We start from the raw sequence: 16271 nt of genomic DNA on the forward strand, positions 1-16271 counted from the left end.
GTGGTGATTTTGATGGGGTAAAATAATACCTTAATTGCAAGCATCTGTTTTTGCATGATTTATAGTCGTATATGGCCGTTGACGCGGCATTGCAGCGCCCGTATACCCGCCCAATCTGAAATTCGAGCCCCCCAAGGGATGCGACACATGAAAACCTATACCGCAACACCTGCGGACATCGACAAGAAATGGATCCTCATCGACGCCGAAGGCGTGGTGCTGGGCCGTCTTGCCTCGATCGTCGCCATGCGCCTGCGTGGCAAGCACAAACCGTCCTTTACGCCTCACATGGACTGCGGTGACAATGTCATCGTGATCAATGCTGACAAGATCCAGTTGACCGGCAACAAGCGTCAGGAAAGCCATTACTGGCACACCGGCCACCCCGGCGGGATCAAGAGCCGCACCAAGGAACAGATCCTTGAAGGCGCGCACCCCGAGCGTGTCGTGACCCTCGCGGTCAAGCGCATGCTGCCCGGCAATAAGCTGAGCCGTCAGATCATGACCAACCTGCGGGTCTACGCAGGCGGCGAACACCCCCACACGGCGCAAGAGCCCGAAGTTCTGGACGTCGCGTCCATGAACAAGAAAAACACGCGGAGCGCATGAGCATGGCTGACGAAATCAACACACTCGAAGACCTGCAGGCCGTGGCTGGCGACGCCGCCCCGGCAGAGGTCGAAATGGTGCACCGTGAGCCTGTCCGCGACGAGCTGGGCCGGTCCTATGCCACAGGCAAGCGCAAGGATGCGGTCGCCCGCGTCTGGATCAAGCCCGGGTCGGGCAAGGTCACCGTGAACGGCAAAGAGATGAACGAGTATTTTGCACGCCCCGTGCTGCAGATGATCCTCGCGCAGCCCTTTACCGTTGCGGGCGTCGAAGGCCAGTTTGACGTGGTTGCCACCGTCAAGGGTGGCGGTCTGTCCGGTCAGGCCGGTGCGGTCAAGCACGGCGTGTCCAAGGCGCTGCAACTTTACGATCCGTCCTTGCGTGGTGCTCTGAAAGCTGCTGGCTTCCTCACCCGCGACAGCCGTGTGGTCGAACGTAAGAAATACGGTAAAGCCAAGGCGCGTAAGAGCTTCCAGTTCTCCAAACGCTAAGCCAACCTTCAGGCAAAATAATTCAAACACAGGCACTTGCAGGAAACTGCGAGTGCTTTTTTGCCACTTTTGCTTCGTCTGTGTACCCGTACGGTCGGGTATACCTGACTTGGTGCTGATTTTTCTTGAAACACATCGCTGATCCGACAAACCATTGCGCGCAATAACGGCGGAATGGCTGAAAACGGCGTGTGCCTGTTTCCGGTCAGGGGGCGCATTTGCGTCCCGCCTGCTTTGACGATTTTGAATAGATATATGTAGCGGAGAACAGCTTTATGTGGATCGTTTACAAGACCAAGCCCGGCGACACGATGGACACCATCATTGCCAAGCACAAGATCAGGGATCCGGGCACCGTGCTGGTCCACAAGGCGAACAAGAAGATTTACAAGGACCTCAAGGCGGGCAAGGAACTGCCCAAGAACACGCCCGTCACCATTCCTGATCCCAAGGGCAAGCTGTTCAAGGTGCCAACGCCGGGCGGCGACGTCTGCATGGATGAAAAGACCTTCAAATCCTACTGCAAAGGTGTCGATCAGCGCATGGACGATGCGATGTTCCAGCTCAAACAGCGCCACACCTACGCAACGGGGCGGCATGACGCGCAACTCAAGATCAACAAGGATCAGTGGTTCGTGGCCGCCTGCATTGATATGGTCAACCGCGTCCCGGAACCCAAAAGCCGCAAAAAGGCGGAATCGGCGTTCAAGACTGCGGAAAAGGCCTGTAAATCACGCAATTACAAAGCCTTCGAGAAGGCCGTTGAACCGGCCAATATCGCCATTGCCACCTACAAGAACGAAGTGCTGCGCTGGATCGACGGGATCATCAACGGTGGTGAAAGCTCGATCAAGGTGCTCGAAGGTGTGAAATCCGTGGGCATGGTGGCAGGCTCCGTGGCGGCCACGACGATCCTGGCCCCGGTCAGCGTGCCGGCCATCCTTATCACCGGCGCGGCAGTGGGTGGTGGCATGTCACTGGCCTATAACGGTGCAGATGCGCTGGGGCGCGAAACCGCCGGGACAAAGCAAAAGGCCGCGTCCGAAATCGTCAAGGACGCGATGGGCGGTGCTCTGGGCGGTGCCCTCGGGGCCGGGATGGGCAAGCTGTTCATGAAATTTGCCGGACCGCATCTTGTGGGCACAGCCTCCAACAGTCGCTTTTTGGGCAACCAGGTGAACCGCATCCTGTCCAAGGCGCCGATCAACCTCAAGGAACTTTATGCCGCCGAAGTGAAAGCGGTGGTCAAACGGCTGGGTATTTCCAGCACCGACGCCTTGCTGGCGGCACGGCCCGTGATCATGAAACAGGCCCTCGTCAAATTCATGACACGCGTCACGATCGGTTCGTTGAACAAGTATTTCAGCACGGGCGGAGAGATGATCGACTTTGCGCTCGACTGGCTGAAAAGCGATCCCAAGCGCGCCAATGGCAAAGACCCGTCAAAGGCGGCCAAGTCATTTGCCAACGACTTCATGAACTCCAAAAGCGTGGATGGAGTCGTGGACGGCATCCTGAAGGACAACCAAAAGAAACTGGCGGCCATCCTGCGCGAAGAAGTCAAAGCCGCCGCGATTTCCGAGATGAAGAAAGAACGCGCCTGATTCCTGCGAGGGCAGTGGACATGAACTGCCGGACCTGGGGTTGCGAGGCCAAGATCAGGTCCGGGGCGCGCCTCAGGGCTGGTATTCGAGGCAGAGGCTGCCTGTCCGCCGCTTCTCCATCTTGGTGTGGATCTTTTCGCTGAAGGCGCGCGCGCCATCGGTCATTCGCTTCATCTCGTCCAGATGCATCGTTTCAAGGCGCATCTTCCAGCGCCGGACAAAGGCGTCCGCTTCGCGCGCTTCCAGCTCAATCGATTTCTTGAGGTCGGGATATTTCTCGCGGTCAAGGGCGCGGCGGTATTGCCGGACACTGCGCGTGAGCGCGCGTTTGAAAAGCTTCACATGCTTGTTCTCGTGAACCACCAGATGTTTGTAGCACTTGGATGTTTTGTCCACGCCCCGAAAGACGCGCATGGTGGTTTTGGCCTCGATCCGCACGCTCAGTTGCCGGATCGCCAGTTTCACCATGCCCGTTTCCAGATTCGCTTCGTTCAGCCAATCTATGTCGATCATCGGAGCGTTCACTTCGAGTTGTGCATTCCCGAACACCACATCGCTGGGGTCGCGTTTGAACCTCTGCATCGTGCTCCAGGATTCGGGTTTCAAGCTGTTGTCCGCCCGAAAATCGAGCGTTACGACCACGTTCGTTCCTGCCATGTCAAATGTCTTTCGCTAAAATACAAACCGCCCAAGGGCGGGTGCATCAGAACATAGCAAAAAATTCGATGGGCTTGCGAAAAAGCGGTTCTGCGCACCGCGAGCGGCGGATTTGCACCGGTCGGCGCGCGGTCAGCGCCATTTGAAACACAAGAATTCAGACCTGGCGGGCACATGGTGCGCCCGCCCGGCATGGATGGATCAAGCGGAAGGTGCCGTGATCAGGCGGCGTTTGCGCTCGCCGACTTGCGGCGGCGCGTGTGCAGCCCTGCCGCGCCCAGCAAGGCCAGTCCAGACACAAGGCCCCAGGCACCTGCTGGCAAAGGAACTGCGGGCGGTGTCGCCACCTGCACCACGTTGAAGGTCATGGTGTAGTCGAGCCCTTCCACGCACTGCGCATTCACCCCCGGGTTCGCCGGAACATACGTTTGGGCGCAACTGGTTTTGCCATCGAAAAGGCTGCTGTAAATCCCGGGTCCGCGCGCTTCAAAGGCCGGTGCGACGTAACTTTTTGGCGTGAAGAAAGCATCAATCCCATCAAGCAAGAAGATGGTTGGTGTTTCGTCGCTTTCTTCAACTGTCCAGATGGGCGTCGTGCCTGGTGCAAAAGTGTTTTGCTCAAGGTACCCTGGAGGCAAATTGAAAATGCTCGGTGCCGGCACGCCGAGAAGATTTGTCGCCCATTCAAGGCTCGCGCTCACCAACTCGAACCCTTCAAGAATTTCAATCAAGAACACATCTGCCGTATCTGTCGGGGCGTTGACGGAACCGGTGAACGTATTCGCTCCCGCGCCCAGTTGGAACAAGCCAACCTGCTCAAGACCGCCAAGTGTATCGAAATCACCGCCGGGCAGGCCGCCCTGTGGCGAGATAGTGGCTTCGTCAAAACTGCCGTTATAGGGCACCAGTTCTGGCAGGGATGGGGTCGTGGCGGCAGAGGCAATGCCTGCCGATGCGGCCAGCGCAATGAGTGGTATACAAAGCTTCATTATCAAGTTCTCCCAAAGAATTCTTTCCAGTCGGGCAACCGACCAATAATACTTTTACTTATATATCTGATTTTAAATATTTTTCCAACTGCGACAAAGACGACCAGTCATTTGCGGCTGAATTGTCTCAGCCGTCCGGTTCAATCAGCCCCAGACCCCGCAGATAAATCCCGATCCCCGATTCCAGCAGATCCTCGGGTGGAAAGGGCGAGGCGCGACCGGGTGAGTTGCGCGCGAACAGCTCGACGACCCCGTGGCTCATCGCCCAGATGTGGGCTGAAAACATCGACGCGGGCGGGCGTTTGTCCTCGGGGATGTGTTTGGAGAGATCTCCTGCGGCCTTTTCCAGAACCGCATTGGCCCGGTTGGCCACATCCGCCAGTTCCGGCGTGCGGTTGACGGAAATCCCGGATTCAAACATCGCGATATAATGGCCTGGAAACCGGCGTGCAAAGGCAAGGTAAGCCCGCCCCGTGGCCTCGAATGCCGACAAGGCCGAGGGTTGGCCGGATTGATAGGCATGCTCCATCAAATCAGCAAAGATGCCATAGCCCTGCCGCGCACATTCCGCGATCAGATCCTCGCGCCCTTCATAGTGGCGATAGACAGCGGCCGGGGTCACGCCCGCCTGCTTGGCCGCCTCGGACAGAGTAAAGCCTGTCGGGCCTTTCTGCTCGATCAGCTCAAGGGCCGCGTCAGTCAGGGCCTGACGCAGATTGCCGTGATGATAGCCGCGTTTAGGCATCCCAGATGTCCGGACCACCACAGATGTGTTTGTCTATCTTCCCAATGGCTTGCGCGTCTTTGTTCGTGTAGTCCAACCCGTGCAGGACAGTGCGGATCGCATTCAGGCGCGCGCGTTTCTTGTCATCCGAGCGCACGATGGTCCAAGGGGCGTGTTCGGTATGGGTCAGATTTAGCGTTTCGCGGATCGCATCTGTGTAGGCGTCCCATTTTTGCAGGCCTTCGACATCGATCCAGCTCAGTTTCCACTGTTTCAGCGGATCACGCTCGCGCGCCATAATCCGGCGCAACTGTTCGGCGCGACACACGTTCAGCCAGAATTTGAAGACGTAGATACCGTCATTGACCAGCATCTGCTCGAACGGGTTCACTTGCGTGAAAAAATGCTCGCGCTCGGCGGGTTCGCAAAAGTTGAACACATGTTCGACGACACCGCGATTGTACCAGCTGCGATCAAAGAAGGTCAGTTCAGCTCCGCTTGGCAACTGCCTGATATAGCGTTGGAAATACCATTCGGATGCTTCGGTCTCGGTGGGTTTGGAAAGGGCGACGACGCGCGCGCCACGCGGGTTGAGATGTTCGGTGAAGCGCTTGATCGTGCCGCCCTTGCCTGCTGCATCGCGCCCTTCGAACACACAGGCGATGCGGGTACCGGTCGCGTTGACCCAGTCCTGCATCTTGACCAGTTCGATCTGCAGCGCGTCCATTTCTTCCTCGTAGGCCTTACGCTTCATGCGTTCGGGATGCGGATACGTCGGCGTGAGGATATCCTTCTTGTCGGCGCTGGCGATCTTGTCGCGCACGTCGTCCGGTGCGCCCGTCTCGAAGAATTCGGTGATGGCGCCGTCAAAGGGAAGGGTCATGGGGGTCCCGATCAAGTTACTGCTCTTAACATGCAATATGGGGGAGGTTGACGCCTAACGCAAACCCGCGCGGCGCGCGACACGGTCAATCGCGGCAATCACATCGTCGGGGTTGGTGTGCTGCGGCATGTGTCCGATGCCCGGCAAGACGGTGACATTGGCCCCTTTGATCTGACCCGGCACCTTGGCCGAATGCACCTCAAGCGGCACGATGGTGTCCGCATCCCCGTGCACAATCTCGACCGGGACAGTGATGTCGCCATATCGCGCTGACATTTCAACGACGTAAGGGCGCAGCCAGTTCACCTGCCGTGCATTGGCGCGCAAGGAATGTCGGCGCAGTGACAGGGCCGCACCCACGTGATCCAGATAGCCTTCGGGTGCGGATTGCGGCTCAAAAATGCTTTCCAGCGTGGTTTCGATATAGGTCTGCGGCACAAAGGCCGACAGGATTGGCACGGCGAGCGCGCCGCCCCATGCCGACCCGTTCAGCCGATAGGTCCAGCCCAGATCGCCCGGCCACGGGTTCGCGACCCCGGCAACGGACACAAACCCCGCCAGATCGTCAAATTCAAGCGCCCAGGCGTAACCAACGATGCCGCCAAAGGAATGGCCAACGATGATCGGGTTGCTGACCCCCACCTTATCCGTTGCCGCCTTGAGCAGGCGGGCCTGATCATGCGGGGATGCATGGGCGGTCGACCATGCCTGTTTGTGGGCCGGGTCAATCTGTTCGGTCCAGCCAAGGCCGGGGCGATCCAGCAAAGTCACGCGGTAGCGATCCTTGAGCCGATCCGCAAAGGCAAAGCTGAAATCCCGCGTGCTGCCCGATGCGCCGTGCAGCAGAACCAAATCAGGGCCTTCGCCCATCTGTTCGACATGAACGGTCACGCCGTCAACGTCGATCAATTGCCCGGTTGGGGGGTAATTCTGTGCGGCCTCACGGTCGCGTTTCAGTGCGAACATCTGCACCACAGCAACAGTCACGACCAGCACGCCCAGCAGAAAAAACAACGCTGTCTTCATACTTTACCCCCGCAGATCGGTGCGGTCCTGACCGATCCGGTCCATTTCATACGGGGTGGTCAGATAGACCTCGGACAGCCAGTTTCCATAAAGAAGATGCGCGTGGCTGCGCCAGCGGTTGAGCGGGGGCTTGCTGGCGTCGTTGTCGGGGAAATAGCCCACGGGCATTGCGATCTTTGCGCCCTGCACCTGAACAGAGGCCAGATCGCGGTCATATTCCTGTTTCAGCGTGTCGCTGTCATATTCAAAGTGGTTCAGGATGTAGAGCGCGCGGTGATCCGGGTCTTCGATCAGGCACGGGCCGGTGTCGTCCGAGCCAAGCAATATCGGCAGGCCCGCCGCTTCGACCTCGGGCGCGCGCACTTCGGTCCAGCGGCTGACAGGGATCACGCAATCATCTGAAAACCCGCGCAGATAGGGGGAGGCAGGCGCGAGATTGGCATGCCGATAGGTGCCGAACAGCTTTTCCCCCAGCACATGTTTGGGCACACCGTGAAAATGGTGCAGCATCGCCATGCCACCCCAGCAGACCCCGAATGTCGAATGCACGTTGGTCTGGGTCCAGTCCATGACCTCGCAAAGTTCGTCCCAATAGCTGACATCCTCGTAATCCAGATGTTCGATGGGCGCGCCAGTGATGATCAGCCCGTCGAATTTCTGGTCTTTCACCTCGGAGAAAGGGCGGTAAAAGCTCTCCATGTGCTCGGCGGCGGTGTTCTTGGTCTCGTGATCAGACATGCGGATCAGTGACAGTTCGATTTGCAGCGGTGTCGCCCCGATGAGGCGCGCAAACTGCGTCTCGGTCTGGATCTTCTTGGGCATCAGGTTCAAGAGCGCGATCTTGAGCGGGCGAATGTCCTGATGCGCCGCCAGTTCGTCATCCATCACCATCACGCCCTCTTGGGTGAGGACAGAATAGGCGGGCAGGGTGCGGGGCAGTTTCAGGGGCATAGGGTCTTTCCGGTCGCGTTGGCGCGTGAAGGGTGCAGATAGCCTCAGGCCATGCGACGCTCAAGGGCCTTGGCCACCAGATCGACAAAATCCGCTTCACCTTTGAGAGAGGCGACTTCGTCCGCCGTCACCGTGACCCCCCAGCGTGCCATCGCCTCGTATCGGGGCTGGCGATGGGCCAGCGCGCGCGCATAGGTCCAGCGCACAAAGGTATCCGGGTTGACCTTGTCTTCGGCAAGGCCGGTTTCAGCAAGATAGGCCTGCCAGCAGTCCAGCAGGAATTCGGGCTGGTAAGCCATCGGTTTGGGCGCCTTGTCAAAGCGCGCGATTAGGGCCTGGGTGTGCGCGTCGCTCCCTTTGATCCAGATCGGCAGGCAGGTGGCGCTGAGCGTGGTCATCAGCGGATCGTTGTCGTCCTGCGGTTCGACCCATTCACAGATCGACCCGCCGGTGTCGCAGATGAAATGCGGATAGCCATAAAGCGCCTGACCCCGTTCGGCGAAATAGAGGGTGTCGTTGAGGGCCGAAAGCTCGGATTGGCGGAACTGTTCCTGACGGCGGCGGTATTCGGCGATGGGCAGGCCACCCTGTTCAGGATCGCCGGGTTTGCCGAGATAGGTCGAGACGGGCGAGAGATTGTCGAATGTGATATTGGAGCCGATATAGATGCTGTCCGACATCAAAAGCGACCGCAGAAAGGGCACTTTCATCGCTTCGGCCTTGGCATTGTCGGCGATCAACTCGCCCATATACCGCGTGCCAATGCGGTAATCGATGGAGTAGTGGAACCAGCTTCCGCTTGCACGCACGATGGAGGACATATGGGTCTTACCCAGACCGGACATACCATAGACCAGCACGCGCTTGTGCGTGGCCCCGCGCCAGTGATCGGCGTCGCGATAAAGCATGATGGTGGTCCCTGTCTTCGTCCCTCGCTTCGTGTCCTAGCCGCGCGCATCATGCTGGTCAACGTCTGCGCCGCAGCCACGCCCAGATGCGTCCGTCAAGGATGCCAAGGCCAAGTGCGAGCAGGGCAAAACCCGCGAAAGCGTTCGGGCTGAGCGCCTCGCCGCGCACGATAGCGCCAAGCGTGATGGCCACAGGCGGGATCAGCAGGGTGACCAACATCAGGTTGCCTGACCCGGCCACCGCCAGCACGCGGTAGTAAAGCAGATAGGCCCCGGCCGTTGCGATCAGGGCATAGTACCCGATGGCGCCAAGTGTCGCGGGGGCCAGATCAAGGGTGATGGGCCCGTCAACGATCCAGGCCAGCGGTAGAGTGATCAGGGTCGATCCGGTCAGCATGCCTGCCGCAGCAACCTGCGGGGCCAGACCGGCAAGGAAGTACCGCGCCCAGACGGCCGCAAACGCGTAAGACAGGGTGCCTGCGATGATGGCGAGTTGGGCAAGGCTGCGGATGTCAAAGTTGCGAAAGTTGTCCAGACCTATGGCTGTGGCGACGCCAAAGAACCCCAGTGACACCCCAACGGCTTTGCGTGTGGTCATCCGTTCGTCCGCAAGGAACAGTGCGGCCACGATCACGCCGAAAATGGCCGTTGCCGCATTGAAGATCGAGGTGAGGCCGGTTTCGATGTGCAACTGTCCCCAGGCCATCAGGCCAAACGGGATCACATTGTTCAAAAGGCCCATGCCAAGAAAGCCGATCCAGACGCGTGGATCACGGGGCAGAGGCAGACGCATGACGGCGACAACTCCCCAAAGGACAAGCATGGCCCATCCGGTGCGGTGCGCGACCGAGGTCAGCGGCGTGATCTCGTCCAGCGCGATGCGGATGGCAAGGAACGAGCCACCCCAGATCGTGCCCAGCAGGATCATCTCGGCCCACGCCCGGCCCGTCATCGTCTTTTGCAAAGTCATGGGGGATCAATGGCAGCGCGCGATGCAGTGTGCCACCCGAATGTTGCGCAATGAAAAACCCCGCCCGGGTAAGGGGCGGGGCTTGATCGTTAACGCACAGAAACTGTGGGTTTAGAAGTTGTAGCCAATCTTTACACCAAACGCGATGGCGTGGTTGTCTTGAAAGACACCGCCCGGGACCGCCGCGCCAACGCGTGTCTGCGCGTTGCCGATGTCGACATATCGGATACCGGTTGTGATCTTCGTTTTGCCCTGCGTGTAGACTGCGGACAACCCGAGGCTAAGCAGGCCATCCGTCGGGCCGAGGTTGCCTGTGGGCGAACCTGTGGTTTCCTCGTAGCTGATTGCGCCGGCAATGGACCACTGTTCGTTCAATCGACGACCAACACCCAACGTCCATGTGATGCGGTCATCATCAAAAAAGACCAGAGGCGAGCCGACCAAAGCAACGTATTGCTGCGGCGCGATTTCGAACGAAGACCAGTCGACCCAGCGAACAGACCCGAAGAGCAATGTGTCCTGAGCGATGCCGGTCTGGAAGTCCAACGTCAGCGACTGCGGTGTTTCAATCTCGGTCGACGAGGGAACGCCCAGCCCCTGAACAGTGTTCTCGACCGTGTCGAGATCATGTTTGATCGAGGACTGGTAGGTCAGCGAAACACGCAAGGCAATGTCGGGAATCTCGTAGGACGCCCCGAGCAGATAACCCGCGGCGCCATCGCTGGACGCGCTCGCCTCATAAGGGGTGCCAGCCAATGGGCCCACCGCAGCTGTTACGAAGGGCACGAACGCGTTCGCGGAGATAACCTGGTAGCGCAGGCCGCCGTAGACGCTGAACTGGTTGGGAAATTTGTATCTGAGGGTCGCACTCAGAGCGTTGGAATCAAAAGCGGCCGTTGACCCTTGCGCGAAGTAACCGGTGGCAGCCGGGTAATCGACATCCGCGCCATAGGGCTGGTCGTAGATCAGTGCGTAAGACAGTTGCTCATTGATGTCCGCTTTGTAGGCGAAACCAAACTGGTCGTAGCTTGGCGTAAGGTCGCCCGATTGTGCGCCGGGCGTGACCAGACCGCCGACACCGGAGGTGCTCGGACTGACCGTTGCATAGCTGAATTCAAGATAGCGGCCCGTTTCGAAGAGCGGTGCCACCGATTGGTTCGTGCGCTCGATTCCTGCCGCCGAAGCTGCCGTCGCGCCCATCAGTATGGCAGACGTCGCCAGTAAATACGTTTTCATTTTTACTTCCTCCCAAAGCGCGCGAATAACGGATGAGTGTGCGCGTTGGGTATAGATAAGCGATTTTCAAGGGGTAAGCGTCAATAATGACCCTAGGGCACAGTCCCGCTTATGACGGAGCGTCATATTTTTGTGACATTGGGGTCACAGCAGTCACGTCCGGCGCGTCTCGACCCAGAGGTTAATGTAATTGCCTGCGAAAATGATGGCCGCGCCAACAAAGACCCAGATATCAATGGTTTCGTTGTAGGCGAGCATCCCGATGACCGCGATTGTGGGCAAGCGGATGAAGTCAATGGGTACCACGACTGTGGCAGGCGCGATCGCAAGGGCGTTGGTCAGGCAATAATGTGCCAGCAGCCCGGCACAGCCGATCAGGAAGACCCAAGGGGCAGTTTGTGCGTCCGGCAGCGCGATATCGCCGTCCCAGCCCGCCATGATCACCCCCATGACCAGTTGCATGACCGTCAGCCAGAACAGGATCGACGTGATTCCCTCGTTCCGTGTCAGCCGTTTGGTCAGCATGATGGTCAGCGCAAAGAAAATGGCCGACGAGGCGGCGGTGATCACCCCGGCGTTCAGGCCCGCCATGTCGGGACGGGCCACAATCAGAATACCGATGAACCCCATGATGGCCGCCAGACCACGCACAAGGGTCAGCCGTTCTCCCAGAACCAACGGGCTGAGCACGATCACCCATATGGGTGAAGTGAATTCGAGCGCAAAAACCTGGGCCAACGGGATGACGGTCACTGCGTAAAACCACAGGTTCTGACCAGTGAAATGGGCGAGGTTGCGCACCAGATGCGTGCCGATGCGTGCCGTCTGGATCGTGCGCCACGCGCCGGTTGCGCCCGCCAGCGCGCATACGATGATCACGCCGACAACGCTGCGGTACATCATGATCTCGAATGTATCGAGGCTGGATGACACTTCGCGCCCGGCCACGGCCATGCTTGAGAAGGATGCAATGGACCCGGTCATCCAAAGGGCGGCCTTGAGAATATGGCCGTTGTTCTCGGTGGTCGCGCCGGGCTGTTGTGTCATCGCATCCGTCCTGTTCGCAAACATCGCGAACCGGTGCATCCGTCGCCGTCAGACTGTGCGATGAGGCTTAGAAAACTGCAACTGCAACGGCGAACACACACAGCAATCCGCCAACAGTTGTCGCCCAGAATGTCTCGGGCAGTTGATAGGTGCGTTTGCTGCCAAAACAGGCGTGGCACACATCGTCGGCCATGCGCATTTTATGGCCGCAGGACTGGCACCTGAAAATTCTGATCGCCATCTTTGGACGCTTTCGTCATTTGAACTCAATCACCGCCTTTCGGCAGTTGCGGGGAGTTGAAACGGGTAAGCGCGGCGCGTTCAAGACCGCCCTCTACCGGTGCGAGAACAATCGAAAATTTTTTCTCAAAGATGGTTAATTTGGCTGTGAAATGAGCAGTCTGCGCACGGCAGACTACTCCCATTCAATCGTACCGGGAGGTTTCGAGGTGATGTCATATGTCACCCGGTTGATGCCCGGCACTTCGTTGATAATCCGCGTCGCCGTTTCGCCCAGAAATTCGTGCGTGAACGGGTAGTAATCCGCCGTCATCCCGTCGACCGATGTCACCGCGCGCAAAGCGCAGGCATAATCATAGGTCCGCCCGTCGCCCATCACGCCCACTGTGCGCACCGGCAGGATCGCGACAAAGGCCTGCCAGATGTCGTCATAAAGACCATGCTTGCGGATCTGATCGATGTAGACGGCATCCGCCTCGCGCAGGATTTCCAGTTTCGGGCGCGTGATTTCGCCGGGGCAGCGGATGGCAAGGCCGGGACCGGGGAAGGGGTGGCGTCCGATAAAGCTGGCGGGCAGGCCCAACTCGCGACCCAATGCGCGCACTTCATCCTTGAACAGCTCTCGCAGCGGTTCGACCAGTTTCAGCCCCATCTTTTCAGGCAGGCCGCCGACGTTGTGGTGGCTTTTGATGGTGACAGAGGGACCTCCGGAAAACGAAACCGATTCGATCACGTCCGGATAGAGCGTGCCTTGCGCCAGAAACTCGGCCCCCTCGATCTGATCGGCGTATTTCTGGAACACGTCAATGAACAGACGCCCGATGATCTTGCGTTTGGTCTCCGGGTCGGACACGCCGTCAAGTTCACCGAGAAACAGATCAGCCTCGTCCGCATGGATCACCGACAGGTTCATGTTGTCGCGGAACATGCCGACCACTTCGGCGGCCTCGTCCTTGCGCAGCAATCCATGGTCAACAAAGACACAAGTAAGCTGGTCGCCGACGGCTTCGTGGATCAGCGCGGCAGCGACAGAGCTGTCGACCCCGCCGGAAAGGGCGCAGATGACGTTCTTGTCGCCGACCTCATCCCGAATCTTCTGGATCGCCTCTTCGCGGTAGGCACCCATGGTCCAGTCGCCCTTGAACCCGGCGATGCGCACGAAATTCTCGTAGAGTTTGGCGCCGCGCGGCGTGTGGTGCACTTCGGGATGGAACTGCACCGCATAAAAGTGGCGCGCTGTGTCTGCGGTGACGGCATAGGGCGCGTTGGGGGAGGTGCCGTAGACGGCGAATCCGTCCGCCAGTTTGGACACGTGATCGCCGTGGCTCATCCACACCTGTTCGCGGCCCGTGTCGAACCACCCATCCAGCAGGTCCAGAGTGCCCGCCGGGGTCACAAAGGCGCGTCCGAACTCGGCTGTGCCGCCACCGCCCGAAATCTTGCCGCCCAGCACTTCGCCGCCCAGTTGCTGCATCATGACCTGCTGGCCATAGCAGATGCCAAGGATCGGCAGGCCAAGGTCAAAGATACCGTCGGGCGCACGGGGCGATCCGGGGCGGGTGACGCTGTCAGGCCCGCCCGACAGGATGATGGCGCGCGGGGCCATGTCCGTCACAAAATCCATCGTCACGTTCTGATAGGGGTGGATTTCGCAATAGACGTTCAACTCGCGCAGACGCCGCGCGATAAGCTGCGTTACCTGGCTGCCGAAGTCGATGATGAGAAGGCGGTCGTGAATCTGGTCTGTCATGCATGTGCAATAGGCGTGGCCAGCGACACTGGCAAGCGCCGGACCGGGGCGCGGCCCCGGACGCCGGGATTTTTTTCAATCAGAGAAGAGGGATGTCGCTTTTTTCCCTCTTGCGGCGCTTATTGCGCGTCTGGCGGGATGGGATCGGGTAAGCCCATGTGCACCGGGTGGGAATGTATAAGGGGATCAGCCATGGCAGACGCAAGCGCACCAACCAGACGCGCCCGTGGTGGTGGCGGTGCGGCCCGCCGTGCGGCGCGCAGTGCCGTGTCATTCGAGACCGCGCGCTTTATCGAGCGCAACATCCCCAATTACGAAGTGCTGACCGAAGAAGCGCTTGAAGTGATCGAGCACAACGCCGAGACGATTCTTGAAGAGATTGGTGTCAACTTCCCCGACAACCCTGCCGCGCTCAAGCGCTGGGCGGATGCGGGTGCGGATATTGACGGCGAGCGGGTGCGTATCCCGCGCGGGCTGGCGCGCCAACTGTGTGCCACAGCCCCCTCCAGCTATACCCAGCATGCCCGCAATCCCGACCGCAATGTGGTGGTCGGTGGCAAGAACCTTGTGCTGGCCCCGGTCTATGGTCCGCCTTTCGTGCGCGATGCCGCGGGCGGGCGGCGCTACGCCACGATGGAGGATTTCCGCAATTTCGTGAAGCTGGGCTATATGTCCAAGTGGCTGCACCATTCTGGCGGCACCGTGTGTGAACCGACGGATGTGGCCGTGAACAAGCGCCATCTCGATATGCTGCACGCCCATATGACACTGAGCGACAAGCCCTACATGGGATCGGTCACCGAACCCAGTCGCGCGCGCGATTCTGTCGAGATGTCAGAGATTCTGTTCGGCAAAGAGTTTGTCGCCGAGAACACGGTGATGACCTCGCTGATCAACATCAACTCGCCCATGACATTCGACGACGTGATGATGGGCGCGCTTGAGGTCTATGCAGAGGCGGGACAGGCCTGCATCATCTCGCCCTTTATCGTCGGCGGAGCGATGGCGCCGGTGTCTGTTGCGGGCACGCTGACGCAGGTGCTGGCCGAAGTGCTGGCGGGCATCGCCTATTCGCAACTGTGCAAGGCAGGCGCGCCGGTGATCATGGGGGCTTTTGTCACGTCGATCGACATGAATTCAGGCGCGCCCACCTTTGGCACACCCGAAGCTGCGCACATCACCTATGGCGCTGGGCAGCTTGCGCGCCGTCTGGGTCTGCCTTTCCGCTCGGCCGGGTCGTTTTGCGGCTCGAAACTGCCGGATGCACAGGCGGCCTACGAGACGGCGAATTCATTGAACATGGGCCTGTTGGCGGGCGTGAACTTCATGTTGCACGCCTGTGGCTGGCTTGAGGGTGGATTGGTGAGCAGCTACGAAAAATTCGTGATGGACGCGGATCAGCTTGGCACCCTGCATCATCTGGCAGCGGGCGTTCAGATCGATGAAAACGCACAAGCGATGGATGCGATCCGCGAAGTTGGCCCGGGTGGTCACTATCTGGGCTGTGCGCACACGCAGGCGAATTTCAAGGAAGCGTTCTGGAAGTCGGACATCCTCGACTACAAACCGTTCGAGACATGGGCGGACGAGGGTGCGCGCGACACCCAAGCGCTCGCAACCGAGCGGGTTGCCAAGATGCTGAGTGATTATCAGCAACCCACGATCGATCCCGCCACGCGCGAGGCGTTGGACGCCTTTGTCGCGCAGAAGAAGGCGGCGGAGCCAGACAGCTTTATGTAAGCGCTGACCCCTGAGCGGGGTCAGGCAGCGGGCGTGTCGACCTGAGCTGCACGCAGAATGCGGCTTTCACCGACAATTGCGATCAGCACATCGATGTGACGCAACAGGCTGTAGGACGAGATCTTCGCCCAGACGCAGCGCGTTCAATTCGCCCTCGACTTCCATAAGGCGCATCAGCGCGTTGCCATGGCGCGGCAGATGACCATAGCCGAGAATGCGCGGCAGATGTGCGGCGCGGCGGTAATCCTCGGCCCCGATTCGGGCTGCGCGGATCAGTAAACGTGGGCGGTGCAGTGCGTTCAACATAGACAGAATATCTTGCATTTTCCGGTACTCCTTTGGTCCGTGCCGGCCCGATCCCCATCACGCTGGCCTCATCACCATGGCACAACCCTAACGGGTGTTGCGTGGCTGCGAATGCGGCCGTGCGTTCGTTTAGCAACTGT

At 59.3% G+C, this 16271-nt stretch carries 19 protein-coding genes; 5 read left to right on the forward strand and 14 right to left on the reverse strand.

Going from position 1 to position 16271, the window contains the following annotated elements:
• The first annotated feature begins 147 nt into the window (after positions 1-147).
• The 3 genes from rplM to ACERZ8_RS14325 all read left to right on the forward strand — a co-directional run bounded on the left by rplM (position 148) and on the right by ACERZ8_RS14325 (position 2704).
• On the forward strand, positions 148-609 hold the full coding sequence (rplM, locus tag ACERZ8_RS14315; RefSeq protein ID WP_407592836.1) for a 50S ribosomal protein L13: 462 nt from the start codon (positions 148-150) through the stop codon (positions 607-609).
• Positions 610-611: 2 nt separating this feature from the next.
• On the forward strand, positions 612-1100 hold the full coding sequence (rpsI, locus tag ACERZ8_RS14320) for a 30S ribosomal protein S9 (protein ID WP_407592837.1): 489 nt from the start codon (positions 612-614) through the stop codon (positions 1098-1100).
• 275 nt (positions 1101-1375) lie between these two features.
• The gene (locus ACERZ8_RS14325; RefSeq protein ID WP_407592838.1) at positions 1376-2704 is read left to right on the forward strand and encodes a hypothetical protein; all 1329 of its coding nucleotides are present in this window, start codon (positions 1376-1378) and stop codon (positions 2702-2704) included.
• 72 nt (positions 2705-2776) lie between these two features.
• Here the strand turns inward: ACERZ8_RS14325 and ACERZ8_RS14330 are convergent, their stop codons facing one another.
• The 11 genes from ACERZ8_RS14330 to ACERZ8_RS14380 all read right to left on the reverse strand — a co-directional run bounded on the left by ACERZ8_RS14330 (position 2777) and on the right by ACERZ8_RS14380 (position 12288).
• Positions 2777-3361, reverse strand: coding sequence for a hypothetical protein (locus ACERZ8_RS14330; RefSeq protein WP_407592839.1), 585 nt, complete (start codon positions 3359-3361; stop codon positions 2777-2779).
• A gap of 221 nt (positions 3362-3582) precedes the next feature.
• Positions 3583-4266, reverse strand: coding sequence for a hypothetical protein (locus tag ACERZ8_RS14335; RefSeq protein ID WP_407592840.1), 684 nt, complete (start codon positions 4264-4266; stop codon positions 3583-3585).
• 211 nt (positions 4267-4477) lie between these two features.
• The gene (locus tag ACERZ8_RS14340) at positions 4478-5095 is read right to left on the reverse strand and encodes a TetR/AcrR family transcriptional regulator (RefSeq protein WP_407592841.1); all 618 of its coding nucleotides are present in this window, start codon (positions 5093-5095) and stop codon (positions 4478-4480) included.
• On the reverse strand, positions 5088-5957 hold the full coding sequence (gene ppk2 / locus ACERZ8_RS14345; protein WP_407592842.1) for a polyphosphate kinase 2: 870 nt from the start codon (positions 5955-5957) through the stop codon (positions 5088-5090). Before ppk2 ends, ACERZ8_RS14340 begins: the two co-directional genes overlap by 8 nt.
• Before the next feature lie 54 nt (positions 5958-6011).
• Positions 6012-6983 (reverse strand): alpha/beta fold hydrolase, encoded by a 972-nt coding sequence (locus ACERZ8_RS14350; protein WP_407592843.1) that lies wholly within the window; start codon positions 6981-6983, stop codon positions 6012-6014.
• 3 nt (positions 6984-6986) lie between these two features.
• On the reverse strand, positions 6987-7934 hold the full coding sequence (locus tag ACERZ8_RS14355) for a homoserine O-succinyltransferase (RefSeq protein WP_407592844.1): 948 nt from the start codon (positions 7932-7934) through the stop codon (positions 6987-6989).
• A 44-nt stretch (positions 7935-7978) separates the two neighbouring features.
• On the reverse strand, positions 7979-8842 hold the full coding sequence (locus tag ACERZ8_RS14360) for an ATPase (protein ID WP_407592845.1): 864 nt from the start codon (positions 8840-8842) through the stop codon (positions 7979-7981).
• 58 nt (positions 8843-8900) lie between these two features.
• Entirely contained in the window at positions 8901-9812 is a 912-nt protein-coding gene (locus ACERZ8_RS14365) for a DMT family transporter (RefSeq protein WP_407592846.1), read from the reverse strand.
• 111 nt (positions 9813-9923) lie between these two features.
• The gene (locus ACERZ8_RS14370) at positions 9924-11048 is read right to left on the reverse strand and encodes an OmpP1/FadL family transporter (RefSeq protein WP_407592847.1); all 1125 of its coding nucleotides are present in this window, start codon (positions 11046-11048) and stop codon (positions 9924-9926) included.
• 153 nt (positions 11049-11201) lie between these two features.
• Positions 11202-12095 carry a DMT family transporter gene (locus ACERZ8_RS14375; protein ID WP_407592848.1) on the reverse strand — a complete coding sequence of 298 codons (894 nt, stop codon included), beginning with the start codon at positions 12093-12095 and terminating at the stop codon, positions 11202-11204.
• A gap of 67 nt (positions 12096-12162) precedes the next feature.
• Entirely contained in the window at positions 12163-12288 is a 126-nt protein-coding gene (locus tag ACERZ8_RS14380; protein ID WP_407592849.1) for a hypothetical protein, read from the reverse strand.
• Between ACERZ8_RS14380 and ACERZ8_RS14385 the strand changes: the two genes are divergently transcribed.
• Complete coding sequence (locus tag ACERZ8_RS14385) at positions 12287-12475, forward strand: hypothetical protein (protein WP_407592850.1); 189 nt, start codon at positions 12287-12289, stop codon at positions 12473-12475. The genes ACERZ8_RS14380 and ACERZ8_RS14385 overlap by 2 nt on opposite strands.
• Positions 12476-12510: 35 nt before the next feature.
• Here ACERZ8_RS14385 and guaA read toward each other — a convergent pair whose 3' ends face one another.
• Positions 12511-14085 carry a glutamine-hydrolyzing GMP synthase gene (guaA, locus tag ACERZ8_RS14390; protein ID WP_407592851.1) on the reverse strand — a complete coding sequence of 525 codons (1575 nt, stop codon included), beginning with the start codon at positions 14083-14085 and terminating at the stop codon, positions 12511-12513.
• A gap of 192 nt (positions 14086-14277) precedes the next feature.
• Here guaA and ACERZ8_RS14395 point away from each other — a divergent pair, with 192 nt between their 5' ends.
• The gene (locus ACERZ8_RS14395) at positions 14278-15825 is read left to right on the forward strand and encodes a trimethylamine methyltransferase family protein (protein WP_407592852.1); all 1548 of its coding nucleotides are present in this window, start codon (positions 14278-14280) and stop codon (positions 15823-15825) included.
• A gap of 20 nt (positions 15826-15845) precedes the next feature.
• On the opposite strand, the gene ACERZ8_RS14400 is transcribed toward ACERZ8_RS14395, so the two are convergent.
• Together ACERZ8_RS14400 and ACERZ8_RS14405 are read right to left on the reverse strand one after the other, a co-directional pair.
• The gene (locus ACERZ8_RS14400; RefSeq protein WP_407594279.1) at positions 15846-15914 is read right to left on the reverse strand and encodes a hypothetical protein; all 69 of its coding nucleotides are present in this window, start codon (positions 15912-15914) and stop codon (positions 15846-15848) included.
• Positions 15892-16149, reverse strand: coding sequence for a DUF6477 family protein (locus ACERZ8_RS14405; protein WP_407592853.1), 258 nt, complete (start codon positions 16147-16149; stop codon positions 15892-15894). The genes ACERZ8_RS14400 and ACERZ8_RS14405 overlap by 23 nt, the downstream gene beginning before the upstream one ends.
• Between the last annotated feature and the right edge of the window lie 122 nt (positions 16150-16271).

This window comes from Tateyamaria armeniaca (assembly GCF_045797845.1).
Lineage (GTDB): Bacteria > Pseudomonadota > Alphaproteobacteria > Rhodobacterales > Rhodobacteraceae > Tateyamaria > Tateyamaria armeniaca.